The organism is Acidianus infernus (assembly GCF_009729545.1).
Classification (GTDB): Archaea; Thermoproteota; Thermoprotei_A; order Sulfolobales; family Sulfolobaceae; genus Acidianus; species Acidianus infernus.
The window spans coordinates 650289-675682 of sequence record NZ_WFIY01000004.1 but is presented as its reverse complement, the minus strand read 5'-3'; the positions used below and the strand labels follow the sequence as shown (position 1 = coordinate 675682).

At 33.4% G+C, this 25394-nt stretch carries 36 protein-coding genes; 35 read left to right on the top strand and 1 reads right to left on the bottom strand.

Annotated features, from left to right (window positions below; genetic code table 11):
• Window positions 1-43: 43 nt before the first annotated feature.
• The 16 genes from D1867_RS04125 (at window position 44) to D1867_RS04050 (ending at window position 10938) form a co-directional block, all read left to right on the top strand.
• On the top strand, window positions 44-700 hold the full coding sequence (locus tag D1867_RS04125; RefSeq protein WP_013775626.1) for a 50S ribosomal protein L15e: 657 nt from the start codon (window positions 44-46) through the stop codon (window positions 698-700).
• Window positions 697-1149: an RNA-binding domain-containing protein gene (locus D1867_RS04120; RefSeq protein ID WP_155862928.1), complete on the top strand. Its 453-nt coding sequence runs from the start codon at window positions 697-699 to the stop codon at window positions 1147-1149. Before D1867_RS04125 ends, D1867_RS04120 begins: the two co-directional genes overlap by 4 nt.
• Window positions 1112-1675 (top strand): PHP domain-containing protein, encoded by a 564-nt coding sequence (locus tag D1867_RS04115; RefSeq protein WP_162309149.1) that lies wholly within the window; start codon window positions 1112-1114, stop codon window positions 1673-1675. Before D1867_RS04120 ends, D1867_RS04115 begins: the two co-directional genes overlap by 38 nt.
• Window positions 1653-2084 (top strand): Rpp14/Pop5 family protein, encoded by a 432-nt coding sequence (locus D1867_RS04110; protein WP_155862926.1) that lies wholly within the window; start codon window positions 1653-1655, stop codon window positions 2082-2084. Before D1867_RS04115 ends, D1867_RS04110 begins: the two co-directional genes overlap by 23 nt.
• A 100-nt stretch (window positions 2085-2184) precedes the next feature.
• On the top strand, window positions 2185-2913 hold the full coding sequence (psmA, locus tag D1867_RS04105; RefSeq protein ID WP_155862925.1) for an archaeal proteasome endopeptidase complex subunit alpha: 729 nt from the start codon (window positions 2185-2187) through the stop codon (window positions 2911-2913).
• Between the two features lie 9 nt (window positions 2914-2922).
• Window positions 2923-3621 (top strand): ribosome assembly factor SBDS, encoded by a 699-nt coding sequence (locus tag D1867_RS04100; protein ID WP_155862924.1) that lies wholly within the window; start codon window positions 2923-2925, stop codon window positions 3619-3621.
• 1 nt (window position 3622) lies between these two features.
• Window positions 3623-4366, top strand: a complete 744-nt coding sequence (gene rrp4 / locus D1867_RS04095) for an exosome complex RNA-binding protein Rrp4 (RefSeq protein ID WP_155862923.1) — start codon at window positions 3623-3625, stop codon at window positions 4364-4366.
• Window positions 4344-5075 (top strand): exosome complex exonuclease Rrp41, encoded by a 732-nt coding sequence (gene rrp41, locus D1867_RS04090; protein WP_155862922.1) that lies wholly within the window; start codon window positions 4344-4346, stop codon window positions 5073-5075. The genes rrp4 and rrp41 overlap by 23 nt, the downstream gene beginning before the upstream one ends.
• 1 nt (window position 5076) lies before the next feature.
• Window positions 5077-5907, top strand: a complete 831-nt coding sequence (rrp42, locus tag D1867_RS04085; RefSeq protein WP_155862921.1) for an exosome complex protein Rrp42 — start codon at window positions 5077-5079, stop codon at window positions 5905-5907.
• A 10-nt stretch (window positions 5908-5917) separates the two neighbouring features.
• Window positions 5918-6136 (top strand): 50S ribosomal protein L37ae, encoded by a 219-nt coding sequence (locus D1867_RS04080; RefSeq protein WP_155862920.1) that lies wholly within the window; start codon window positions 5918-5920, stop codon window positions 6134-6136.
• A 163-nt stretch (window positions 6137-6299) separates the two neighbouring features.
• Window positions 6300-6635 (top strand): hypothetical protein, encoded by a 336-nt coding sequence (locus D1867_RS04075; RefSeq protein WP_155862919.1) that lies wholly within the window; start codon window positions 6300-6302, stop codon window positions 6633-6635.
• Entirely contained in the window at window positions 6607-6852 is a 246-nt protein-coding gene (locus D1867_RS04070; protein ID WP_155862918.1) for a KEOPS complex subunit Pcc1, read from the top strand. Before D1867_RS04075 ends, D1867_RS04070 begins: the two co-directional genes overlap by 29 nt.
• On the top strand, window positions 6830-7216 hold the full coding sequence (locus D1867_RS04065) for a prefoldin subunit beta (RefSeq protein ID WP_013775637.1): 387 nt from the start codon (window positions 6830-6832) through the stop codon (window positions 7214-7216). The genes D1867_RS04070 and D1867_RS04065 overlap by 23 nt, the downstream gene beginning before the upstream one ends.
• Before the next feature lie 26 nt (window positions 7217-7242).
• Window positions 7243-7938 (top strand): 3'-flap repair endonuclease Xpf, encoded by a 696-nt coding sequence (gene xpf / locus D1867_RS04060; protein ID WP_338078095.1) that lies wholly within the window; start codon window positions 7243-7245, stop codon window positions 7936-7938.
• Between the two features lie 64 nt (window positions 7939-8002).
• Window positions 8003-10213 (top strand): elongation factor EF-2, encoded by a 2211-nt coding sequence (locus D1867_RS04055; RefSeq protein WP_155862916.1) that lies wholly within the window; start codon window positions 8003-8005, stop codon window positions 10211-10213.
• A gap of 5 nt (window positions 10214-10218) precedes the next feature.
• Window positions 10219-10938 (top strand): HAD family hydrolase, encoded by a 720-nt coding sequence (locus D1867_RS04050; RefSeq protein WP_155862915.1) that lies wholly within the window; start codon window positions 10219-10221, stop codon window positions 10936-10938.
• Here the strand turns inward: D1867_RS04050 and D1867_RS04045 are convergent.
• Window positions 10921-12336 (bottom strand): M28 family peptidase, encoded by a 1416-nt coding sequence (locus D1867_RS04045; protein ID WP_162309148.1) that lies wholly within the window; start codon window positions 12334-12336, stop codon window positions 10921-10923. The two genes, D1867_RS04050 and D1867_RS04045, sit on opposite strands and share 18 nt — an antisense overlap.
• 7 nt (window positions 12337-12343) lie before the next feature.
• On the opposite strand from D1867_RS04045, the gene D1867_RS04040 reads away from it, so the two are divergent.
• The 19 genes from D1867_RS04040 to D1867_RS03950 all read left to right on the top strand — a co-directional run bounded on the left by D1867_RS04040 (window position 12344) and on the right by D1867_RS03950 (window position 25391).
• Window positions 12344-12937 (top strand): DUF447 domain-containing protein, encoded by a 594-nt coding sequence (locus D1867_RS04040; protein WP_155862913.1) that lies wholly within the window; start codon window positions 12344-12346, stop codon window positions 12935-12937.
• 13 nt (window positions 12938-12950) lie between these two features.
• A complete protein-coding gene (locus tag D1867_RS04035) occupies window positions 12951-13967 on the top strand; it encodes an isocitrate/isopropylmalate dehydrogenase family protein (protein WP_155862912.1) in 1017 nt (338 codons plus the stop codon).
• A 70-nt stretch (window positions 13968-14037) separates the two neighbouring features.
• Window positions 14038-17178, top strand: coding sequence for an isoleucine--tRNA ligase (gene ileS / locus D1867_RS04030; protein WP_205737157.1), 3141 nt, complete (start codon window positions 14038-14040; stop codon window positions 17176-17178).
• Window positions 17179-17916 carry a putative RNA uridine N3 methyltransferase gene (locus D1867_RS04025; protein ID WP_155862910.1) on the top strand — a complete coding sequence of 246 codons (738 nt, stop codon included), beginning with the start codon at window positions 17179-17181 and terminating at the stop codon, window positions 17914-17916.
• 49 nt (window positions 17917-17965) lie between these two features.
• Entirely contained in the window at window positions 17966-18985 is a 1020-nt protein-coding gene (locus D1867_RS04020) for a 50S ribosomal protein L3 (RefSeq protein WP_155862909.1), read from the top strand.
• A gap of 5 nt (window positions 18986-18990) precedes the next feature.
• Window positions 18991-19788 (top strand): 50S ribosomal protein L4, encoded by a 798-nt coding sequence (rpl4p, locus tag D1867_RS04015; RefSeq protein ID WP_155862908.1) that lies wholly within the window; start codon window positions 18991-18993, stop codon window positions 19786-19788.
• The gene (locus D1867_RS04010) at window positions 19785-20033 is read left to right on the top strand and encodes a 50S ribosomal protein L23 (RefSeq protein WP_013775648.1); all 249 of its coding nucleotides are present in this window, start codon (window positions 19785-19787) and stop codon (window positions 20031-20033) included. Before rpl4p ends, D1867_RS04010 begins: the two co-directional genes overlap by 4 nt.
• Before the next feature lie 11 nt (window positions 20034-20044).
• Window positions 20045-20761 carry a 50S ribosomal protein L2 gene (locus D1867_RS04005; protein ID WP_155862907.1) on the top strand — a complete coding sequence of 239 codons (717 nt, stop codon included), beginning with the start codon at window positions 20045-20047 and terminating at the stop codon, window positions 20759-20761.
• Window positions 20762-20801: 40 nt separating this feature from the next.
• Window positions 20802-21221, top strand: a complete 420-nt coding sequence (locus D1867_RS04000) for a 30S ribosomal protein S19 (protein WP_205737135.1) — start codon at window positions 20802-20804, stop codon at window positions 21219-21221.
• 2 nt (window positions 21222-21223) lie between these two features.
• On the top strand, window positions 21224-21694 hold the full coding sequence (locus D1867_RS03995) for a 50S ribosomal protein L22 (protein WP_155862905.1): 471 nt from the start codon (window positions 21224-21226) through the stop codon (window positions 21692-21694).
• Complete coding sequence (locus D1867_RS03990; RefSeq protein ID WP_155862904.1) at window positions 21695-22378, top strand: 30S ribosomal protein S3; 684 nt, start codon at window positions 21695-21697, stop codon at window positions 22376-22378.
• Complete coding sequence (gene rpmC / locus D1867_RS03985) at window positions 22362-22583, top strand: 50S ribosomal protein L29 (protein WP_155862903.1); 222 nt, start codon at window positions 22362-22364, stop codon at window positions 22581-22583. The genes D1867_RS03990 and rpmC overlap by 17 nt, the downstream gene beginning before the upstream one ends.
• The gene (locus tag D1867_RS03980; RefSeq protein ID WP_155862902.1) at window positions 22567-22827 is read left to right on the top strand and encodes a ribonuclease P protein subunit; all 261 of its coding nucleotides are present in this window, start codon (window positions 22567-22569) and stop codon (window positions 22825-22827) included. Before rpmC ends, D1867_RS03980 begins: the two co-directional genes overlap by 17 nt.
• A complete protein-coding gene (locus D1867_RS03975) occupies window positions 22824-23159 on the top strand; it encodes a 30S ribosomal protein S17 (RefSeq protein WP_155862901.1) in 336 nt (111 codons plus the stop codon). The genes D1867_RS03980 and D1867_RS03975 overlap by 4 nt, the downstream gene beginning before the upstream one ends.
• Window positions 23159-23575, top strand: a complete 417-nt coding sequence (locus tag D1867_RS03970) for a 50S ribosomal protein L14 (protein ID WP_155862900.1) — start codon at window positions 23159-23161, stop codon at window positions 23573-23575. Before D1867_RS03975 ends, D1867_RS03970 begins: the two co-directional genes overlap by 1 nt.
• A gap of 14 nt (window positions 23576-23589) precedes the next feature.
• Window positions 23590-23961, top strand: a complete 372-nt coding sequence (gene rplX / locus D1867_RS03965; RefSeq protein ID WP_155862899.1) for a 50S ribosomal protein L24 — start codon at window positions 23590-23592, stop codon at window positions 23959-23961.
• Window positions 23961-24677 (top strand): 30S ribosomal protein S4e, encoded by a 717-nt coding sequence (locus tag D1867_RS03960; protein WP_152940192.1) that lies wholly within the window; start codon window positions 23961-23963, stop codon window positions 24675-24677. The genes rplX and D1867_RS03960 overlap by 1 nt, the downstream gene beginning before the upstream one ends.
• A 2-nt stretch (window positions 24678-24679) precedes the next feature.
• Window positions 24680-25216 (top strand): 50S ribosomal protein L5, encoded by a 537-nt coding sequence (locus tag D1867_RS03955; RefSeq protein ID WP_155862898.1) that lies wholly within the window; start codon window positions 24680-24682, stop codon window positions 25214-25216.
• A gap of 10 nt (window positions 25217-25226) precedes the next feature.
• Window positions 25227-25391, top strand: coding sequence for a 30S ribosomal protein S14 (locus D1867_RS03950; RefSeq protein ID WP_013775660.1), 165 nt, complete (start codon window positions 25227-25229; stop codon window positions 25389-25391).
• Window positions 25392-25394: the final 3 nt, after the last annotated feature.

Sequence of the window (25394 nt, the reverse complement as noted above, 5' to 3'; positions counted from 1 at the left end):
ACTCTTTTTAATTAGTTATTCTATTTTGAAGTAGGAGAAGATAATGGCATTATCCATGTATCATTATTTAGCAAAAGTTTGGCAAGATGAGGAATGGAAGAAGAGTGTACTAAGGAAGAGAATGATAGAGTGGAGAAACGAAGAAAACACAGTCGTAAGAATAGAGAAACCTACTAGACTAGATAGAGCGAGAGCTATTGGATATAAAGCTAAGCAAGGATTTGTCGTAGTCAGAGTAAGAGTTAGGAAAGGAGGATTAAATAAACCTAGACCTAATAAAGGTAGAAGACAGAAAAGAATGGGCGTATATGGGTTTTCACCATCAAAAGGCTATAGGTGGATAGCTGAAGAAAAGGCTGCTAGAAGATATCCGAACTTAGAAGTTCTCGGTAGTTACTTTGTGGGAGATGACGGTCTTTACAAGTATTATGAGGTTATTTTGGTAGATCCTGCGCATCCAGTTATAAAGAATGATCCAAACTTAAAGTGGCTACAAGATCCTGCTAATAGAAGAAGAGTGTTTAGAGGATTAACTGCCGCAGGTAAGAAAGCTAGAGGACTATTAAAGAGTAGAGGATTAAAGTATACTGTAAGACATAAGTTTGTCAAGAAGCAGAAGGAAAGAGAAGCAAAGAAGAGACATGAGGCCAATAAGTATTATAGACTACAAAATTATGATAGAATACCTGGTAAGGGATGAAAGTAACTAGCGTTTCTTTTCAAATATTTTGTCATGAGACTGAGGATGTGGAAAAAATTAAAAATGCTTTGAATTCTTTTCTTCAAGATTTTTTAAAGTATGCTAATATATCAGAGAATCCTACTGAAGGTCATTATGGAGACAAAATTACTCTAATAAAATATGATTTTCAAGGCAAAATCTCAGAAAAAATTGTAGATTATTTATTTTCCAAATTAGATAAGGCAGATCTATTATATTTAGTTTCTACGATAGATTCTAGGCTTGAGAAAAGTAAAATACACATAAGAATTGATAAGCAAAAGTTCATAGCAGAAGGAAAGCTTTATCTTAGGGATGGTGACGATATTATAAAGATAATAATAAGTTCTGTTGGCGGTCCAAAGAGAGTTAAGGAGGAATTGAATAAAATTGCTAATAGAGCCATGCATACTCAATTTCAAGATTAAATATTTTTTAAAAAAAGCTGGTTATGATGAAGCTTTTATAGAAGGTAAAGATTCTAATTCAAGAATTTCAAGGGTTACAATAGTGACTAAAGATAAGAATACTCTTTTTAGTAATATTAAGCTTTATACTGGAAATAAGTTAATATTTTGTAAACCGTTAACAGAAGAGATTTTGCGAATATGTATATCATATAATAAAGTACATGCAATAACTGTGGATAATGCAAATTTTCACCTTTTTAAGAGAAGGACTACGCTCAACTTAGTTAGGCTTTATGACAAGACTGTAGAGGTAATTTTGCCATATTCCTCCTCATACATTATATATAAGTTTATAATATGGGGCTATAAATGGATTAGAAATATTTTATTTTCATCATGTGCAAAAGATTTTAATGAGATTTGGAATCCTTTATCAAAAGTTAATTATCTTATATTGCATGGTGCAGACTATGAGATGGCAACTTATTGGATTTTTAAATCACCTCAGGTGTTTTTGAACAATGTTAGTTCAAATTATTATTGACTTTGTGTTAATTATATGGCTATCTATCTTAACCTATTTAATTTTATATAGAAATAATTTATATATAAGAAAGATTAAAAATAAGAAAGATATTAAATCCAAGAGATATATAGTTTTCTATATTATTAGCGAAGATCAAAAAATCAGCCAAAAAAATATAGAGGAAGCGATAAGATCTGCAGTTAAAGAGCTTCTTGGAAGTATGTGGTTAGAGATTTCTAATCCTAGAGTTATTATTTATTTAAATGATTCTAATGAAGGAATAATTTCTACTAACAGAGCGGGATATAAAGCTGTTATAGCATCTTTGCCTTTAGTTAAGGCAGTAGATGGCAAGAAAGTACTAATAGTGCCTAAGAGAACTACAGGAAGTTTAAAAAAGGCTAAAAGATTAATTGGTATTAGATGATGAAGACTTAGATGGCTGTAAAATGATGTGCCCAGCGACGATCTGAATAATGTGTAACACTTTTATTAACCGGTTCAAGTCTATAAAACTGTGATCAAAATTGGCTTTTGGACCAGCCGCTATGGGATACGATAGAGCAATAACTATATTCTCTCCAGACGGTTCTCTATATCAAGTAGATTATGCATTTGAAGCTGTGAAAAAAGGTTGGACAACGTTAGGTATTAAGACAAAGTCAGCTGTAGTAGTACTTGGAGAAAAGAAAAAAGCCTCACAATTATTAGATTTAGATAGCATAGAAAAAGTATTTTTATTAGATGATCACGTTGGTTGCAGCTTTGCTGGCTTAGCCTCAGATGGCAGAGTATTAATAGATTATGCAAGAAACTCCGCACTCCAACATAGACTTATTTATGATGAACCTATAACTGTAGATTATTTAACGAAATTAATTTCTGATGTTAAGCAAATGTATACGCAACACGGAGGAGTTAGACCCTTTGGAGTAGCATTAATAATAGGTGGAGTTGATAACGGAGTAACAAAACTATTTATGACAGAGCCTAGTGGTCAGTTTATGCCATATCAAGCTGTCGCTATAGGTCAAGGAGGATATACTGCTACTGAATATCTCGAGAAAAATTATAAAGAAGATTTAAATGTAGAGGATACAATATTATTAGCTTTAAATGCACTTAAATCTACACTAAAGCCCGGAGAAAAGTTAGGGCCAAGTAATGTAGAAATAGGCTACGCCGCAGCCGATACTGGAATATTTAGAAAATTAACCACAGAAGAGAAGATACAATACTTACAGAAATTGGGGTGAAAAAAATTAATGGCGAAACAAGATTATGTAGTGATAAAATATGAATCGCATGGAGAAAGATTTGAAATATTAGCGAAGCCAAAAGAAGCAATGGCTTTTAGGTCTGGAAAATCAATATCTATTTCTGATGTAGTGATCTCTGATACTATTTATAAGGATGTAAAAAAAGGATTAAAAGCATCTCCTTCTGCATTAAAAAAAGTATTTGGAACTACTGATTTTGAAACAGTAGCTAGGGAAATTTTGTTAAAAGGAGAAATGCCTATAACCGCTGAGCAGAGAAAAGAAATGTTAGAGAGTAAAAAGAAGCAATTAATTGACTTCATTCACAGGAACGCTATTGATCCTAAGACTCATTTACCTATACCACCTGCTAGAATAGAAGCTGCTATGGAAGAAGCTAAAGTTCAAATAGATCTTAACAAGGATATAGAATCACAAGCATTGCAAATCATTCATGAAATTGCAAGAATAATACCAATAAAAGTTGCTAGGGCTACATTAGAAATAAAAGTGCCTGCAAAATATAGCTCTAAGGTAAAGTCTCAATTGTCTAATCTTGGAAGTGTTAAGAAAACTAACTGGCTAAACGACGGTACGTTAATTGCAGAAATAGAAATACCAGCAGGAGCTCAAGAAGAAGTAATTGATAAATTAAATTCATTAACTAAAGGTGAAGTTGAAGTAAAAGTTTTACAAGTGGTTTAATATGGATTCTAATCAAAATTCTAATAACAAGATTTACTTTAAATCTAGAAGTATAGTAGTGCCTGGTGATTTAATTGCAGAAGGCAATTTTCAAATACCTTGGTCTCCCTATATTTATAAACTCGGCAATAAATATTATTCTACAGTTATAGGTATAGTAGACCCTAAGGATTCTACTTTTGAAATAATACCGCTTGAAGGATCTCATTATTATCCAAGAGTAGGAGATACAGTGATAGGACTTATAGAAGACGTGGAATTATATGGATGGATAGTTGACATTAAAGCCCCCTATTCAGCATATTTGCCTGCACTTTCTCTATTAGGAAGGCCAGTCAATATAGGTGAAGATTTAAGAAAATATCTTGATATTGGAGATTATGTAATAGCTAGAGTAGAAAGTTTTGATAGAACAATAAATCCAGTATTAACTGTAAAAGGAAAAGGATTAGGAAGATTGAATAATGGTAAAATAATAGATATAATGCCAGTAAAAGTCCCGAGAGTAATAGGTAAGAATAAGAGTATGTATGAATTATTAACGTCAGAAACAGGGTGCGAAATGATAGTTGCTCAGAATGGTCGTATATGGGCTAATTGCCCATCTAAAGATATGGAAGAAGTGTTATTTTTGTCTATAAAAACTATAGAAAGGGAATCTCATATTAAAGGTTTGACTGATAGGATAAAGGAACTAATAGAAAGGAAAAAAGGTGAGTTGAATGTTACAAATTCAAAAGCCTAAATTAATTTTAGATAATGGATTAAGATTAGATGGAAGAAGACCAGACGAATTAAGACCAATGAAGATGGAAGTAGGAGTATTAAAGAACGCAGATGGGTCAGCTATAGTTGAAGTTGGTAATACTAAAATCTTGGCAGCCGTTTATGGCCCTAGAGAAATGCATCCAAGGCATTTGGCATTGCCAAATAGAGCTGTATTAAGGGTAAGATATCATATGACTCCTTTCTCTACTGATGAAAGAAAGAATCCTGCACCTAGTAGGAGAGAAATTGAATTATCTAAAGTAATAAGAGAGGCTTTAGAAGCACAAATACTTGTAGAACAGTTTCCTAGAACTTCTATAGATGTTTTCATGGAAGTATTACAAGCAGATGCAGGAACTAGATTGGCATCTCTAATGGCGGCTTCTTTAGCCGTGGTTGATGCAGGAATACCAGTAAGAGATTTAATAGCTGCTGTTGCAGTAGGCAAAGCAGACGGCGTAGTAGTTTTAGATTTAAATGAGCCAGAAGATATGTGGGGAGAAGCAGACATGCCAGTAGCCATGATGCCTTCAATTGGTCAAATAAATCTTTTACAGCTTAATGGAAACATGACCCCAGAAGAATTTAGGCAAGGAATGGAGCTAGCAATGAAGGGAATAAATATTATTTATAATTTAGAGAAAGAGACTCTTAAAAATAAGTATGCAGAATTAAAGGAGGAGTAGAATGTCAATAACTCCATCAAACGAGAACATAGTACCATTAATTAAGAGAGAAAGTATACTAGCAAGCTTAGATAGAGGAATTAGAGCGGATGGTAGGAAATTCAACGAGTATAGGCCATTAAGCATAACATTAGGTTACGCAAAAAAAGCTGATGGCTCTGCATTAGTTAAACTTGGTGACACTACAGTTTTAGCAGGAGTTAAGGTTGAACCAGAAGAACCGTTTGAGGACACTCCGAATCAGGGTAATTTAGTTGTTAATGTTGAGTTGTTACCGTTGGCTTATGAAACCTTTGAGCCAGGTCCTCCAGATGAAAATGCAATAGAATTATCTAGAGTTGTTGATAGAAGCCTTAGAGACTCTAAGTCAATAGACTTATCTAAGCTAGTAATAGAACCCGGCAAAAAGATATGGACAGTGTGGGTCGATATTTACGTCTTAGATTACGGAGGAAATATATTAGATGCATGTACGTTAGCTGCAGTATCTGCACTTTATGATACTAGATTACCTAAAGTTGTAAAAGAAGGGGATGAAATAAAAATTATTAAAGAAGAGAAAGGAGAGAAACTCCCAATGAATTTTCCAGTAGTCACTGTATCAGTAGCTAAAATAGGCAAGCATTTAGTAGTCGATCCAGATTTAGATGAAGAAGGAATAATGGACGCTAAGATTTCATTATCGTATACACCAGAAGGTAGAATTGTTGGTATACAGAAAACTGGCATAGGCACATTTACTTTAACAGAGATAGATAATGTAGAAACTTTAGCTAGGTCAGTTAGCCAAAAATTGTTCGAAGAACTTAAAAAGCAAATAAACATACAATAGGTGAATTAAAATGGCAAAGTATAAGGTTGTAGGCATAGCAGGGAGATTTGGTGCTAGATATGGATCTACTCTAAGGAAAAGATGGAAGGAAGTTATGGAAAAGAGATATCAAGATTATCAATGCCCAGTATGTAAAACTGTTGGTACAGTATCTAGATTAGCCAGTGGAATTTGGTACTGTAAGAAATGTAAAGCAAAATGGGCCGGTCTTGCTTACACACCGTATTAATGTACTTATAACTTCTAGCAGAGATGCATCCTCTAGATTAAGGAATTTTTTAAACGATCTAGAGTGCGTTATTCCTTATTCTATAAAACGCAATAGAGGAAGAAGTTCGATCGAAGATGTTTTATTTTATTGTAGGAAATTAAATTGTAGGTTTATTCTGTATGTGGACTCTGATAAAGGAAATCCACGTAGAATACTACTTTATGATGCTATTCAAAATAAGATAAGATACGAAATAAAAATAAAGGGAGTTTCTACGTTATCAGACTTTAGAATTGAAAGGAAAAAAATTGATAAGATTTGTATTAGGAACATTGAGTGTAAAGAGTTCATTCCATTCTTAGTTGATCTAAATTTATTTAATATCTCGTCATGTGACAACTTTATAGATATAGTAAAAAAGGAAGAGATATGCGAAATAAAATTTGTCAATAAATTTGAAAAACTTGTAGGTCCTATTATTAGAACATATGATTTCAATAACTATCTCTATAAATGAAATGCCTGAGGATATAAGAGAAATAGTTCGTAAAGCAATACTTTTAGAGAAAATTGATGAAAAATACGTTAAAATAGATGACCCTTTAACTATTAGAATTAAGGCAGAAACAATAAGTAGGGGCAGGGCAATAATGAACTCTTATATATTTTGGCTCTATACAATTCTAAGAACATTAGAAGAGGTGGATAAAAGTGGCAGAAAAAATTCCCCCTGAAGTACAGACCCAGTTAATAAAACTTCAACAATTACAAAAGCAATTAGACAATTTAACATATGAGAGAAGTGTAATTGATAGTGAACTAAGAGAAATAAACAAGATTCTAGAGGAATTATCAAAGTTAAGTGCCGATACCCCTGTTTATAAGATAGTAGGTAATATATTAGTTAGGAAAGATAAGGCTTCCATTGAACAAGAATTAAACGATAGAAAGGAAATACTTGAATTAAGAAGTAGAACGTATTTGAAGCAAGAATCATTATTAAGAAAGCAATTCGAAGATTTGCAAAAGAATGTTAATGATTTATTACAAAGATATTATCCACAACTCAAGGGCTCATCTAATCCTCCAAAAGCTTAAATTTTTTATAACTCTATCATTCTCACATAATGTTAAGAATATACGTTGATAACAGAGAAAAAAATAGTGGAATTCCTGAAATTCTTAAAGATATGGGCATATCAGTAATAATAGAGCAATTGGACGTAGCGGATTATGTATTAGCAGACGGTGTAGCCGTAGAAAGGAAAAGTGTTTCTGATCTGGTAAATTCTGTTTTTGATAAAAGATTTTTTGATCAAATTGATAGATTAACTTCAGCTTATGAGACTTCTTTCTTACTTATAGAGGGAAATCTAAATAGGATTAGAGAGATTACTGAAAAATGGAAGGCAATTAATTCCGCATTAATCTCTATTATTGTTGACTATGATGTAAAGGTAATATATTCCTCTGATAAAAGAGATACTGCAGAAGTTTTAGTAAAACTAGCTGAAAAGTTTCAAGAGCATAGAAGTAAAAATAGAATAATTAACCTTCATGATAAGCCTAAATTTGAAAGCATTAAGGACATTCAACTGTATGTTGTTGAATCATTTCCTAATATCGGTGAAGTAAATGCTAAAAAATTACTAGAGAAATTTTCTACAATAAGAAATATATGCAACGCATCAATTTCTGATTTAGAGAGAGCGTTAGGAAGTAGAAAAAGAGCTGAAGAATTATATAAAATTCTAATAACACCTTACTCTCCTCAGTCTTCAAATTCTAATAACAAGAAATCATTAATGGATTTTATATAAGAACCGTGCAGACACATTTTAATACTTCTTAAACTTAGTACTAGTCGTATATTGGTGATTAGTGTTGGCGAAATATAAGACTACAGAACAAGTCTTAAGCCTAATGAAAGATATTGAAAGAGTTAGAAATATAGGAATCATAGCACACGTAGACCACGGAAAGACTACAACAAGCGATACGTTATTAGCAGCTGCAGGTATAATTTCTCCTAAAGTAGCAGGAGAAGCTCTCGCATTGGATTATTTATCTGTTGAGCAACAAAGAGGTATAACCGTAAAGGCAGCTAACGTAAGCTTATATCACGAAGTTGATGGTAAAGGATACGTAATTAACTTAATTGATACGCCAGGTCACGTAGATTTTAGCGGTAGAGTTACTAGAAGTTTGAGAGTATTAGATGGCTCTATAGTCGTAGTTGATGCAGTAGAAGGAGTAATGACTCAAACAGAAACTGTCCTAAGACAAAGCTTAGAAGAGAGAGTAAGGCCAATCTTATTTATCAATAAGATAGACAGACTAGTAAAGGAATTGAAACTAGGACCTCAAGAAATGATGCAGAAACTTCTGGATATAATAAAAAGCGTAAACGATCTAATAGACATGTATGCTGAACCAGAATTCAAGGATAAATGGATGGTTAATCCCACCCAAGGTACTGTAGTATTTGGTTCTGCAAAGGATAAATGGGGATTTACTTTACCCATTGCCCAAAAGAAAGGAATAAACATGAAAAACGTAATAGACGCTTATACATCTTCTGATAAGAACAAGATTAATGAATTAGCCTCTCAAGTTCCAATTCATGAAGCATTATTGGATGCAGTAATTAAGTTTGTCCCTAATCCTAGAGATGCACAGAAATATAGAATTCCAAAAATATGGAAGGGAGATATGGATAATGATTTAGTAAAATCAATGTTAAATGCAGATCCTAATGGGCCTATAGTAATGATGATAAACGATATGAAAGTAGATCCTCATGCTGGACTAGTAGCTACAGGTAGAGTATTCTCTGGAACTCTTAGATCCGGAGAAGAAGTATGGTTAGTTAACGCAAAATCTCCTCAGAAGATATTGCAAGTTAGTATTTACATGGGTCAATTAAGGGAATTAGCAGACGAAATACCGGCAGGTAATATAGCAGCAGTACTGGGTTTAGATAAAGCAAGGGCAGGAGAAACTTTAGTTGATATTAATTACAAGAATTTACAAGGTAGCTTTGAAAGCTTACATTATGTTTCAGAACCAGTAGTTACTATAGCTGTAGAGCCTAAGAATCCTAAAGATTTAACTAAGATGATAGATGCTTTGAGAAAATTAACTATTGAAGACCCCAATTTAGTTGTAAAAATTAACGAGGAAACAGGAGAGTACTTATTATCTGGAATGGGATTCTTACATTTGGAAGTTTCACTTCAGTTACTTAAAGATAACTATGGAATAGAAGTTAATACATCACCACCCATTGTAGTTTATAGAGAAAGCATAAGAGCTAAGAGTCAAGTATTTGAAGGAAAATCTCCCAATAAGCACAATAAATTCTACATTAGCGTAGAACCATTAAATGAACAAACAATAGAATTGATTGCTAATGGTACAATTAGAGAAGATATGGACTCTAAAGAAATGGCTAAGATCTTAAGAGATCAAGCAGATTGGGATTATGACGAGGCCAAAAGAATTATTGCTGTGGACGAGAACGTTAACTTATTTGTAGATATGACTAGCGGCATTCAACACTTAAGAGAAATAATGGACACGTTATTACAAGGATTTAGACTAGCAATGAGAGAAGGTCCTTTAGCTCACGAACCTATAAGAGGATTAAAGGTAGTATTACACGATGCTGTTGTCCATGAAGATCCAGCACATAGAGGTCCTGCACAAATATATCCAGCAGTTAGGAACGCCATTTTTGCAGGCTTCTTAACATCTAGACCAACATTGTTAGAACCTTTACAAAAGTTAGACATAAGAGTTCCAATGGATTTAGTAGGTAATGTAACTGCAGTACTTACAAGGAAGAGAGGAAAGATTCTTAATATGACACAAGTAGGTAATGTTGCAAGAATACTTGCAGAGATTCCAGTAGCAGATTCTTATGAATTAGCTAGTGATTTAAGAGGAGCAACTGGAGGTAGAGCATTCTGGGGTACAGAGTTTAGTAGATGGGCTCCAGTACCAGACAGCTTACTAATGGATGTAATAATGAAAATAAGAGAAAGAAAAGGACTACCCAAACAAATACCAAAGCCAGAAGATTTCTTGTCGTGAACTTTATGCAAGAATATAATATTTTTTACGGAACTCGAGCAGTTATTTTTGATTTTGATAATACATTGGTCGAATTTAATTATTATTCTAGGAAAGCATTAGAAGCTGTTGCTAAAGATATGTCTGATTATTTTAATGACATATCTTTTTCTCCAGGGTACGAGAAAATCCTTTCTATTTTAATTTCTGTTTCAGAAAAATTGGACAGTGAAGGAGTATATGATAGAACTAAATGGTGGGAAGAAGCATTAAAAGAACTTAATTTGAAGGTAGAAAAAGATCAGCTATACGATTGGACTTCGTTGTATTGGTCCATAGCGTCTAATAATCCAGTTTATGATGACACAAGAGAAATTATAGAATATTTAAAATCAAAAGGATATAAACTAGGAATTCTAACTAATGATGACGGAGAAGGCGGAAATAAGTTACAGAGAATAAAAAAAGTTGATATTTCATCATATTTTGATAAGATAGTAATAGCTGGTACTAATGGAGTTAAACCTAAACCTAATATCCAACCATTTGTGTATATTTGCGAGCAATTAAACGAGAAGGTTGAAAATTGTACCATGATAGGTGATGATCCAGTAAAAGATTGTCTAGCAGCAAAAAAGGCCGGGCTTAAATCAATTTTAATTGACAGAGAAAGTAAGGTTAAATTTGCTGAACTTTATGCAGATTATGTTATACGCAGCTTAAGGGAATTAGAGGAATTTCTTTGAAATTTCATAAAGTTTACTCATGTATTCGTCCTCAAATTCTTTGGCTATTGAACGTAAATAGAGCTTATCATTTGAAGATATTTTTAATGCAGGTTTTCCTTCAACATAGACAGGTTTCTCATATTGTATTCCAGCCAATTTATGAAATAATTTAACAATTGCTAGACTATCTCTCGGAAGAATACCCCCATATAATTTAAGTAAATTTTCGTATATTTCCTTATTATTCAAATTATCTAGAATATTTAATAAATATGTCCTCATAGGAGCTTGAGTAGTGCTCATAAATTGCATAAGTTCGTTTTTTAACATATCATATCTTATCTGTTCAACGTTTTCATCATTCAGTATTTTATTTATAGATAATACTAAACTGGATATACATACTTCCTCTGAAGGGATAATTTCGTCATCTATTGAATGATATTCTTTATAATATCCTTCAAGCGTTACACTAGGTATACCATTTTTTATAAATGTATAACCATCACTGTAAATTTCTGGTTCATAGATAATACTATTGTTAAAGTATTTTTCAAAGACTGAGGATATTGAGGGCACGGCTTTAATTTTTAAATTGCATGGATCTATGTTATCAAGATTAATATTAAGTAATATGCCATCGTTGAATCCCTTCTTTTGTAACTCAAAGTATTTTCTCGAGCCATAACTCCATGAAAATGATTGATAACCTAAAGCTCCTGCTTCTTCTGCAGTAAAGCTTACAAGGTGTAGTTCATATTTTTCCGATTTTAATTCTGGTAATAAACTAACACCCAATAAGTTATCATGCTCTCCTTTAAACCAGTGGTCGTGATGTGCAGTAATATAAACTTTTTTATCATTTTTTGAATTTTTTATGCATTCTATAATGTATCCTGTACTTTCTTTTATATTTACACTAGCCTTTATACTTAGTTTATCTTCAATTTTATTTTTTTCACTTTCTGGTATAATTATTCCGGGTATTTTAGGGGGAGGAGTAGGAAAGAGGTTTAGAAGAGGATCTGATTTTATGACAAATTTTCTTCTTTTATCTGTAAAAAATACTATACCTACACAATTACGCTCTTCTGCTTTTATGTAATATCTAGGTATATCAAATAAATTTTCTATTTTTACTCCTAATATGGAGTCTTTACATTCATCAAGTGAGTAAGTTAATTTTCCTTCAATATCTACACTTGGGGAATATGGCAAATATTCAGAATTTTCTATCTTATTTTTTCCAAAAATCTCATGCGACTCTGAGTAATTTAGGACTGGAATTGGTATAACTCTAGTTTCATCGCATTTATCAAAGAATTTTCTGATTTTATTTACTATTTTTTCCTCTATTTTATCTCCTGCAAATATTTCGCCAAGGCTTGATAATTCTTTTACTCTCTCTATTATCATAATCTCTATGGAGTTGCATGAAGCTATAAAGAATATCTTTCCATCAAGTGGAATATACGAAGTTATATTAGGTACTAAAGGCATAAGGGACAATATTTCGCCAATAGGAGTTATAGTTGATGGAAGTCAACTTAAAGTAAAATTGTATAAATGCACTACAACGTACCAGAATATACTTGTTTATCCATATTGTTCAATTAACGTGGTAATTGACAATCCTAAAATGTTTTATCTTGCACTATTTAATAAGCCAGTTAAGTATACTTTAATTCACGGCTTACCAGTAGTTTCTGATAATGTGATATTTTCTAATTGTAAAATAATAGAAGATCATACAGAGTATGTAATTTTATCTTTAGATCCATTTGATGTGAAGTATTCTAGACATAAAATTAGTGCGTTTAATAGGGGCAATTGTTTATTTATAGATTTACTTGTAAATGTTACTAGATTAGATATCTTTTCTAGAGAGGAACTGGATTCGATGTTAAAAGTGATTTCTTATGAGATTAAAGTAATTAAACGGACTCAACCAAATTTATTAGATATAATTAGAGAAATTGAAGATTTGATAATATCAAAAGGTTATAAACTTGAATAATGTTTCTCTATGTATGGAGTATAGGATTGCATTACTGCCTGGTGATGGAATAGGACCAGAAATTGTTGCGAATTCTAAGAAAATTTTATCTAAACTTATAGAAAGTTATGCATTAAATCTACAAATTACGGAAGTAGAAGCTGGAGATTCAGCATTAGCAAAATATGGCGATCCTTTACCTAAACAAACTTTAGATATAATAAATAAATCACATATTATATTAAAAGGTCCGGTAGGAGAGTCAGCAATGGATGTAGTTGTAAAATTAAGGCAGATGTACGATATGTATGCTAATATAAGGCCTGCCAAATCTTTACCGAACGTTCCAAATAAATACGGTAATGTCGATATATTAATTGTACGTGAAAATACAGAGGATTTATATAAGGGATTTGAATTCATGCTCTCAGATGATACTTCAATAGGCATAAAAGTAATAACAAAAAAAGCTTCAGAGAGGATAGTAAGGGTCGCGCTAAAATACGCGCTAGAGAGAAATAAGAAGATAACATGCGTTCATAAGGCAAACGTAATGCGTATTACAGATGGACTTTTTTCGAGAGTGTGTAGAGAAATATTAAAAGGAAGCGAGGTCAAATTTGAGGAAATGTATGTAGACGCGGCAGCTGCTAATCTAGTAAGAGATCCGTCGAGATTCGATGTTATAGTAACCACTAATGTTTATGGTGATATTTTAAGTGATGAAGCAGCACAAATAGCTGGAAGTCTTGGTCTTGCTCCTTCAGCAAATATAGGAGATTCTAAAGCCTTATTTGAGCCAGTTCATGGTGCAGCGTTTGATATTGCTGGTAAAAATATAGCTAATCCTACCGCATTTTTACTTTCAGTTTCTATGATGTTAGACTACATATATTCATTATCTAAGGAAATAAAATATAAGAATGCGTCTAACGCATTACAAAATGCAATATATGAAGCCTACAAAGAAGGGAAAGCTCTAACACCAGATATAGGGGGTTCGGCTAAACTAACCGATTTTATTGATGCTATATACTCTAAAATAGCGTAAACTCACGTAATGTTTTTTAACCAAAATTTTATTTTTCATTTGGTGGTACGAATTATCCTCAATGAAAGCGTTGTCTACTAAATTCGATTCAAAGTCTATTGAGAATGAGGTTATACAATATTGGAATTCTAATATGATATATGATAAGTTAAAGAAAATAAATCAAGAAACTAGGACAAAAAAATTCCTATTTATAGATGGTCCTCCATATCCTTCTGCGCCAGTACCACATATAGGCACGATATGGAACAAAGTGATAAAGGATTGCATTCTACGCTTTAAGAGAATAGAAGGTTACAAGGTTTATGATCAGCCAGGTTATGATACTCATGGCTTGCCTATAGAGGTAGCAGTCGAGAAAAAACTAGGTGTTGTAAGGAAACAAGATATCATAGATAAAATAGGAGTAGATAAATTCATCCAAGAGTGCAGAAATTTTGCTTTAACTAATGCGAAATCAATGACTGAAAATTTCAAAAATGTTGGAGTTTTTATGGATTGGAATAATCCATACTATACGCTTAGAAATGAATATATTAGCAATTCATGGGCCTTAATAAAAAAGGCTTACGAGAGAGGACTTCTAGCAAAAGACGTTGAAGTTTTGCATTGGTGCCCTAGATGCGAGACTACGTTGTCAGACTACGAAGTTTCAGAATATAAAGATTTAGAGGATCCTGCAATCTATGTGAAATTTAAAGTTGTTGGAGAAGATAATAAATATCTAGTCATTTGGACTACAACTCCGTGGACTATTCCTGCTAATGTATTTGTGATGGTAAACTCTCAGTTCGATTATGCAGAAGTTCAAGTAGGTAATGAAATTTACATCATAGCAAAGGATCGCGTAGAGAGTGTAATGAAAGAAGCAGGAATAAAAGATTATAAAATTTTAAGGACGTATAAAGGTTCTCAGTTAATTGGCTTAAAGTACATTCACCCATTAAAAGAACTTATTCCAGCTCAGAAAAACTTAGATGAATACCATAAGGTAGTAGATGGCGGAAACGAAGTAACGTTAGAAGAAGGTACTGGCTTAGTTCACGCTGCACCTGGTCACGGTGATGTAGATTTTGAAATAGGTAAAAAAATGAACTTCCCAGTGGTAATGCTAGTAAACGACAAAGGTGAGTTTTTAGATATTGCAGGTAAATATGCGGGTAAATATGTCAGAGATGCTAATAATGAAATAATAGAAGATCTAAAGAAAGTCGGTGCGTTATTCCATGCAGGCAAGATAGTTCATAGGTATCCTATTTGCTGGAGATGTAAGACTCCACTAATATTAAGGGCAGTAGAACAATGGTTCATAAAAGTAACTAAGCTAAAAACTGAGCTTCTAAACGAGATAGAAAGGGTTAACTGGGTGCCAGAATGGGGTAAAACAAGAATAGGCAATATGGTAAAAGAACTGAGAGATTGGGTAATAAGCAGACAAAGATTCTGGGGAACTCCATTACCAATTTGGATATGTAAAAACGGTCATATAACAGTCGTAGGTAGTAAAGAAGAGTTACAAAAATTATCTATAAACGGAGTTCCAGACGACCTTCATAGACCATGGATAGATAATGTTATAATAAGATGTCCTAAGTGTGGTGAAGAAGCACATAGAATACCAGATGTAGCAGATGTATGGTTTGATAGCGGTGTAGCATTTTTTGCTAGCTTAGGAGAAAATTGGGATGAAAAATGGAAGGAAATAGGTCCTGTAGATCTTGTGTTGGAAGGGCATGATCAACTTAGAGGATGGTTCTTTAGCTTATTACGTAGTGGAGTTATACTAATAGATAGGGCACCTTACGAATCTGTATTAGTACATGGTTTTATGCTAGACGAGCAAGGTAGGGAAATGCATAAGAGCCTAGGCAATTACGTTGAACCATCAGCAGTTATAGAAAAATATGGAAGAGACATTTTAAGGCTATGGTTATTGAGAAACACCACTTGGGAAGACGCAAAATTCTCTTGGAAGGCAATGGATCTCACAATGCGTGACTTGCAAATAGTGTGGAATGTCTATGTATTTGCAAGTACTTATATGAGCTTAGATAATTTCGAGCCAGAAAAGTATAGTTTCTCTGATGTAGAAAAATACCTTAGAGTAGAAGATAAATGGATATTGTCGAGATATTATTCCATGCTAAGGAAAATAAAGGAAAGTATGAAGAATTACAAAGTTCATGAAATGGCTAATTATCTAATTGATTTCATTATAAATGACGTCAGCAGATTCTATTTAAGGCTAATTAGAAAAAGAGCGTGGGTAGAGTATAATGATCCAGATAAGATTGCAATGTATTATGTGCTATATACCATATTAAAAGGATGGATTATATTAGCTTCTACAGTTATTCCTTATACTGCAGAAAAGATCTATAGAGATTTTGTAGTGAATCCAAAAGACTCTGTTAGCATGGAAGACTTTCCTGAAATTCAAGACAGATTTATAAATGATCAGTTAGAAAAAGCAGTTAATCTTGTTAGAAAAATAGAAGATGCGGGTTTAAATGTTAGAGCAAAAGCTGGAATAAAACTTAGGTGGCCTGTAAATAAAACATTTGTATTCTTGAATAATGAAGATGACATTAAGCTTGTTAATAGCGTTATAGATATACTCAAATCTGTACTTAATACAAAAGAAGTAGAGTTGCACAATATTGTAGATTATGCTAAATTCTCACAAATTATAGTATCCCCATTGCCAGGTAAAATAGGTAGGGATTATAAGCAACTTACACCTAAAATAGTACAATATATTAATAATAACGCTAACGTTATAGGTAAGGATATTATAGATAAGGGATATCATGAAGTAGTAATAGACGGAGTTAACGTTAGACTGGACAAGAATTACGTTAATATTGAGGAGACTAGTTTAGAAGGCTATGTAAGCTCTAAATTCGATCTTGGAGTAATTATGATATCTAAGACTATAAGTGAAGAAGAGGAAGAAGAAGGAATGATCAGAGATATAATAAGGAGAATACAATTTATGAGAAAGAAACTTAATCTAAATGTTACAGATTATATCAACGTTTCTATATTGCCACCTAGTGATAGAGTACAAATGATAGAGAAATGGAAGAATTATATTGCGTCAGAAACTAGAGCTAAAAATATAGAAATTTCCGATAAAAAACAAGAGCTTATAGAAACTTGGGACATTGAAGGAGAGCAATACATTATAGGTATAAGTAAGGCAGACTAAATGTTTCCATTTAAGAGAAGAAGAGAGCTTAATATAGCATTTTTTTCATCAATATTTTCAATAGAAAGAACTCTTACGGAAAAAACTCTTAAAGCTTCATTGCTATTTAGATTTTTTATAGAATACAGGATAACAAATGTATATGTAATATGTTCCTCAGACAAAGAATATGAGTTATTAAGGGAAATTTCAGAATACGCATTAACTCCGCCTTATCTAAAAAAATATATTCCAATAAGTCCCAACTTAAGAAAAGCTGGTTTGTTACCTCCAATGAATTTACCTTCTCATCTTGTACATAGATTTCCAGTGGAAGGCGAAATACGACTAGGTAAGAATCAAGATTTCGGTTTGCATAAAAAAATTAGAACCAAGTATAGATCTATCATGTTTACAGATTCAGTAAAAGGTTCATTTATTCAATATCCAATGATATACTATGACGGATTTAAACTTCATAAAGTAAGGTTTGAGGAAATACTTGAAAAGAATAATCTTATAATAGGCAGTAGAAATGGTAAAAATCCATTAAAATATAAGGAAGAAATAATTTCCATTTATGAAGAAAAGGGGCTAACACTACTTATAGGCCCCCCCGAAGGAATGCTATTAAAAAAATTAGGAGAAAAATTTTTGGAAAAGTCTTATAATTTTATAATAAAACAAGGCGTTTCTGATGTTAGGGCAGAAGAGGCCATAATTTCCTCATTAAGCTTACTTAATGCAATCTTGGAATAGTTACTTTTATAACTTAATAGTAGTGCATGAAATAAGAAGGGGAAGAGGATTGGGTCACCGAAAATTAGCGTCGCCAAGAAGAGGTTCATCTGGATTTAGACCTAGGAAGAGAGCTAAGGAATTACTTCCTACTCCTAGGTCTTGGCCTAGGATAAACTCTTCTAATCCTATACTCCTTGGTTTTGTAGGATATAAGGTAGGCATGACTCATGTTTATTATATTAATGATATTAAGGGATCTTCAGAGTATGGAAAAGAAGTATTTACCCCGGTCACTGTTATAGAGACGCCTCCAATAATTCCTATTGCTTTAAGAGCATATATACTAGGAAGTAAAGGGGAGCCAGAGGTACTTACAGATTATTGGAGTCCAGAATTACCTCAAGAAATAACTAGGAAGATAAAGTCTTTGAAAGTAAATAAGGATAAATTAAATGGATTTTTAGATAAAATAAAGTCTAACCTTAATAATATCTTATACCTAAGGGCAATAATTGCAACTCAACCTAAGCTAGTTCCTGCGCTTGGAAAGAAAAAACCAGAGATTGTAGAGATACAAGTAGGCGGCGGAGATACTTCTGCGCAATTGAATTATTTGCTTAATATTTTAGGTAAGCCAGTTAATGTTACTGACATATTTAAGGAGGGACAACTAGTTGACATAATAGGAGTTACAAAAGGAAAAGGATTCCAAGGAGTTATAAAGAGATATAACGTTATTGAATTACCTAGATGGCATAAACACAGAAAAGGTAGTAGAAAAGTGGGTACTAAGGGGCCCTCTTTGGGTACTCCTAGTTATGTTCCACAACCTGGTCAATTAGGTTTTCATAGGAGGACAGAATATAATAAAAGAATATTAAAAATCTCCACTAATCCACAAGAGATTAATCCTGCGGGAGGATTCGTAAAATATGGATTAGTAAGGAACCCTTATATATTAATTCAAGGTTCTACTATAGGAGTAAGAAAAAGACCACTATTCTTAAGATATCCTATAAGACCTTATGAAGTTCCTGCAGAAGCACCTAAGATTACGTATATAGATTTAAGTAGTAAACAAGGGTGAAATGAATGTATATACAACTTCAACAGAAAAAAGCAGATGTGATTGATTTAGAAGGTAAGAAATTAAAGGAAATAGACTTGCCATTAATTTTTAGCTATCCCGTAAGGAAAGACCTAATTAATAGGGCCTTTAGGTCTTCATTTACTAAGTCTTTGCAGCCTAAAGGAAGAGATCCTATGGCAGGAAAAAGAACTACTGCAAGAAGTTTTGGAATTAATTTAGGATTAGCCAGAGTACCTAGAATAAGAGGAAGCGGAGAAGCAGCTTTAGCTCCTAACACTGTAGGAGGTAGGCTGGCTTTTCCGCCCTCTCCTATGGAGAGGATAGTTGAGGAGATTAATAAAAAGGAAATGAGACTTGCTATAATTAGCGCTATTTCTGCTACAGCTATTAAAGATTTAGTTAAAAGAAGAGGTCATAGGTTACCAGATGGTCTTTCTTTGCCTATCGTAGTTACTGATGATCTAGAGAGATTGTCTAAATCTAAGGATATAATAGAATTTATCGAAAAATTAGGATTAGAAGATGAATTAGAAAGATGTAAAGTCAAAAAGATTAGAGCAGGTAAAGGTAAAATGAGAGGTAGGAGATATAAAATACCTAAAGGTCCACTATTTGTAATAAAGGATGAAAAATCTCCAGTTATTAAAGCTATAAGAAACATACAAGGTTTTGATGTAATAACTGCTAAAGAACTTAGTGTTATGCATTTAGCTCCAGGAGGACATCCAGGTAGACTTACAATATTTACAGAAGGTGCTATACAAGTTTTAAATGAAAGATTTGGAGGTGAACTTAAATGAAAATAAAGGAAGTTTTGGCTACGGAAAAGGCAACAAAGCTAATTGATTCTGAGAACACTATAGTTATAATAGTTGATAGAAATACGACAAAATCAGAAATAAAGAAGGAAATAGAAAAAGCACTAAATGTGAAAGTAGTTAAAGTTAATACACTAATCACACCAACTGGTGATAAGAAAGCATATGTTAAATTAAGTCCAGAATATAAAGCATCAGACGTAGCACAGAAATTAGGATTATTATGAGGTGAGACAGATTGGGTAAAAGTTTACTTCAACAAAGAGCCGGAAGAGGTAATATAAACTTTAGGAATCCAGGATGGCTAAGAGTAGGTAAAGTTAGGTATCCAAAAATAGAAGGTAATCACGTAGGTAAAGTGATCGATATCCTGCATAATCCTGGAATGCTAGCCCCTGTAGCTAAAGTAAAATTAGATACTGGTGATGTCTTCTATATGCAAGCAGTACAAGGGATGACAGTAGGGCAGAAAATAGAAATAGGCAGTAATGTGAATCCTGCTACTGGAAATATTGTAGAAGTAGGGAATTTGCCAGAAGGAGCAATAATATGTAATGTAGAAGAGCATTATGGAGATGGAGGAAGGTATGCTAGGGCTGCAGGATCTTATGCCACAGTAATAGGTAAAAGTGGAGATAAAGTTCTTATCAGGTTACCATCAGGGAAAATAAAGGAAGTATTAAGCAATGCTAGAGCTACAGTAGGCATGGTTGCAGGTGGAGGAGTATATGATAAACCTATGTTAAAAGCAGGAAATGCTTACTGGAAGTATAAAGTAAAAGCTACCAAGTGGCCAATAGTTAAAGGAGTAGCCATGAATGCTGTAGATCATCCACATGGAGGAGGTCTTCACACTAGCGTAAGCAGACCTAGTACTGTTTCAAGAAATGCACCGCCTGGAAGAAAAGTTGGACATATAGCTGCAAGAAGAACTGGGAGGAAAGAGAGGAAGTGAATTTTAATACCAATGTTTATATAGGGTGATTATAATGTCAATGTCAGAATTTCCGGCTGAATGGCAAAAGTTTAAGTACAGGGGTAAGAGTTTAGATGAATTAATAAACATGCCTATGGATGAATTTGTTAAACTTTTACCTTCCAGACAAAGAAGATCGCTTACTAGAGGGTTTACTCCCCAACAGAGAAGATTACTTGAGAAAATTAGGAAAATGAGGAGAGAAGGAAAAATAACTAAAACAATAAAGACTCATGTGAGGGATTTAGTTATCCTTCCAGAGATGGTTGGCTTAAAATTTGGTGTATATAATGGTAAGGAATTCGTTGAATTCCAAGTAGTTCCAGAGATGATAGGGCATTATTTAGGAGAATTTGCTATAACTACAAAGAAAGTAGAGCATGGTGAACCTGGCTTGAAGGCTACAAGATCAAGCCTATTCCTAGCAATGAAGGGATGAGTATGGCTAGTTGGACATATCCCCAATTATCTATAGATGAGACAAAGTTAGGAAAGGCCGTAGTTAAAGATGCGCCAGTATCTATTAGAGATTTATATAACGTATGTAAGGCAATAAGAGGTATGAAAGTTAAGGAGGCTAGAGATTTCTTAGATAGAGTGCTAAAGCGTCAAGAAGCTTTGCCATTTTGGAGATATTCGCATGGCTCCTCTCATAGGTCTAACATTTCATCAAAGTGGGGTATTAAAAACGGAAGATATCCAGTTAAGGCAATAAAATACGTACTAAAGGCCTTAGACAATGCAGAAGCTAACGCTGTGGCAAAAGGATTAGATCCGGATAACCTAAAGATTATACATATAGCTGCTCACAAGTCATTTACTTTAAAAAGATTTATGCCGAGAGCGTTTGGAAGGGCTACAGCAAAATATAGAAGAACATCGCATATTGAAGTTATAGTGGGTGAGTTATGAATGGTAAATATAAAACAATACTTTCTGCAAAAATCAATGACTAAAGTAATGCTAGATGAATATTTGGCTAAGCAATTCTACAATGCTGAGTATGCCGGTGTTGACATAATAAAAACTCCTATGGGAACTAGAATTATTATATACGCCGGTAGGCCTGCAATGATAATAGGTAAAGGCGGAAAGACTATAAAACAATTAGCTCAAGTTTTCGAAAAGTTCTTCAATTTAGAGAATCCACAGATAACAGTGACCAATGTCGATAATCCAGAGCTAAATGCTAGAGTAATGGCTTTTAGGCTTGCCGTTGCTTTAGAGAAAGGATATCATTTTAGGAGAGCGGCTTTTATAACTATTAGGAGGATAATGAATGCTGGAGCATTAGGCGCAGAAGTAGTGGTTAGTGGTAAGATTACTTCTGAGAGAGCTAAATATGAGAAATTAAAAGAGGGTACAGTATATAAGACTGGAAATAGCTTAGAGACCATGATAGATAGAGCAATAGCAATAGCCAAATTAAAACCAGGAATTTACGGTGTAGAAATAATTATTGCGAAACCTTTAAGGCCAGTAGATAAGATTTCCTTTAAGGAAACTCCAGCTCCTTCTGCAGGCGAAGTTACTGTAACAAATGTTAAGATTATAGATGAAAATACTGGAGGTGCACAGAATGCCGCTGGATCCTAAAGAGCTAAGAAAGATGGACATAAAAGATTTGTATAAGAAATTAGATGAATATAATGCTGAGTTGCTGAAATACAGAGCTGAAAGCAGAATGGGAACACTAAAGAATACATCCGCGATAAAGAATGTGAGAAAGGACATAGCAAGAATTTTGACTATAATTTCGGAGAAAAAGAGAAGTAGCAAAAAGAATGAAAAGACCACTTGATCTTATAGGTTTGAAAGTTAAAGTTTTATCACATTCTAATCCATTTTTTATAGGACTTTCTGGAGTTATTGTTTTTGAGTCGCCTAAGTTTTTATATATTAAGTCTTCTAAAGGTAAGGTCTTAATGGTGTATAAAGCAGATGGCATATTTGAGATAGATTTTAAAGGAAGTCATCAGATTATGCATGGTTATAAGTTAATGGGTAATATTGTTAAAAGGTTAAAGAAAAGGTGGACAAAATGAGTCAAGCTAAAAATGTTGGAATAGTAGGAGTAAAAGCTCCAGAAAAAGTATGTAATGACAAGAATTGCCCATTTCATGGAACTCTTAGAGTAAGAGGTATGATATTTGAAGGAAAATTAATAAAATTTAGAGCAAATAAGACTGGAGTTTTTGAAAGAGTTTATTTATACTATAATAGTAAATACAAGAGATATGAAAGAAGAAGAAGCAGAATAAGAGTTCATATTCCTCCATGTTTAGATGTCAAAGAAGGAGATAATGTTATAATTGGGGAATGCAGACCAATAGCTAAATCTGTATCATTTGTAGTATTGGGGAAGGTGGGCAGTTAATGTCAGAAAAATTACAAGTTTTAGGTTCAAGGAAGGCTTTAACGCCAGGTTTACAGCACTATTCTAGAGTAGTTGTAGCTGATAATAGTGGAGCAAAAGAAGCCATGATAATAGGAGTATTTGGATATAGAGGAGTTTTAAGAAGAGTGCCTTTTGCTAATATTGCGGATTTAGTGGTAGTGTCAGTAAAAAAAGGCACGCCTGAAGTAAGAAAACAGAAATTCCGTGCAGTTATAGTAAGGCAAAGAATGCCTTTTAGAAGGCCAGATGGCACGTGGGTGGCTTTTGAAGATAATGCCGTAGTTATAGTAAATCCTGATGGCACGCCAAAAGGTACTGAAATTAGAGGGCCTATAGCCAGAGAAGCTGCAGAACGTTGGCCAAAAGTAGCAAGCTTAGCTACTATGGTTGTATGAAGGTGGTGAAAGTAATGACGTCTTCTAAACCTGCTAAGCAAAGAAAAATACTATTTAATGCACCTTACCATTTAAGGAGGAAGATGCTTACTGCAATGGTTTCAGAAGAAATTACCAAAGAGTATGGAATAAAGAGAATAGAAGTTAAGAAAGGAGATACAGTAAAAGTCATGAGAGGAGACAACATAGGATTTGAAGGAAAAGTCGCACAAGTAAACACTAAAACTGGAAGGATTGCTATAGAAGGGCTAACAAGGAAAAAAGCTGACGGAACGCCAGTCTATATTTGGATTCATGCGTCTAAAGTTATGATAACTAAGTTAGATTTATCAGACAATAAAAGGAAAGCCTCAATAGAAAGGAAAGTTAAGCAGGTGAGTAAGTGATGCCTCACATTACAAGATTTGAAGCTCCTTGGTTCTTAAAAATAAGTAAGAAAGAATACAAGTGGACTGTCAGAGCTAATCCTGGTCCTCATCCATTATCAAAGAGTATACCATTAAGTTTAATATTAAGGGATTACTTGAAGGTAGCTGCAACATTATCTGAGGCAAAGAAAGTAATATCTGAGGGTAAAGTCTATGTTGATGGAATTATAAGGAAAGATTATAGGTTCCCAGTAGGATTAATGGATATTATATCTATACCCAGTGCTGGATTATATTATGTCATGTTTCCTGATAAATCAAGGTATATTTCTCCTAAACAAATTAGCGAAGCAGAGGCTAAGTATAAGCTAGTTAGAATTATGAATAAGACTATGGTAAAAGGTGATAAATTACAATTAAATTTGGAAGATGGTAGGAATATATTAGTAAACAAGGAGGATTCTTCAAAGTATCCTACTCTTAGCACTTTGAAGATTGAAATTCCTTCACAAAATATAATCTCTGTATATCCTTTAGTAGAGAATATGTACGGAATAATAATTGGTGGAAAGAATACTGGCTTACATGGTAAAATTGTGAAGATTCAAAGAGCACAATATAAGACTAGAAAATATTCTATAGTAACAATACAAAAAGATAATGAAAGTTATGAAACTAATTTATTAAATACAATGGTTATTGGAGAACAAAATCCTGAAATAAAGGTTGAGTAAGAATGTCTCAAGAAACAGTTCAAGTTAAAAAGGAAAATCCGATGAGGAGAATAAAAATAGCTAAGGTGACAGTCAATATTGGTTTAGGAGAATCTGGAGAAAGATTGGAGAAGGCTTATCATTTGTTAGAAGAATTAACTGGAGCTAAGCCAGTGTATACTCGTGCTAAAAAATCAATAAAGGAATTCGGAATCAGAAAAGGTCAGTTAATAGGAGTAAAAGTAACCCTAAGAGGTCAAAAAGGAATAGAATTCCTTAAGCGTGTTTTACAAGCAGTCGGATATAAATTAAAAGCTGAAAGCTTTGATGATTACGGCAATGTTAGTTTTGGTATAGCAGAACATGTTATTATTCCAGGGACAAAATATGATCCAGAAGTTGGAGTATTTGGAATGGATATCGCAATAACATTAGAAAGGCCAGGATATAGAGTAGCAAGAAGGAAAAGAAAAACTGCCAGAATTCCTAAGAGACATAGGATTTCTAAAGAAGAGGCGATAAAGTTTTTAACAGAGACACTAGGTATTGTGGTTGTTTAAGGTGATATAAATGGGCAAATACAAGCCTCCTGCAGAGAGAAAGCATGGAAAAGGAGTTCAAGCTTGTAGGCGTTGTGGTAGCACAGATTCTGTTATTCAAAAATACGGAATTTACCTTTGTAGGCAATGTTTTAGAGAAGTTGCTTATGAATTAGGTTTTAAGAAATTGAGGTGACCT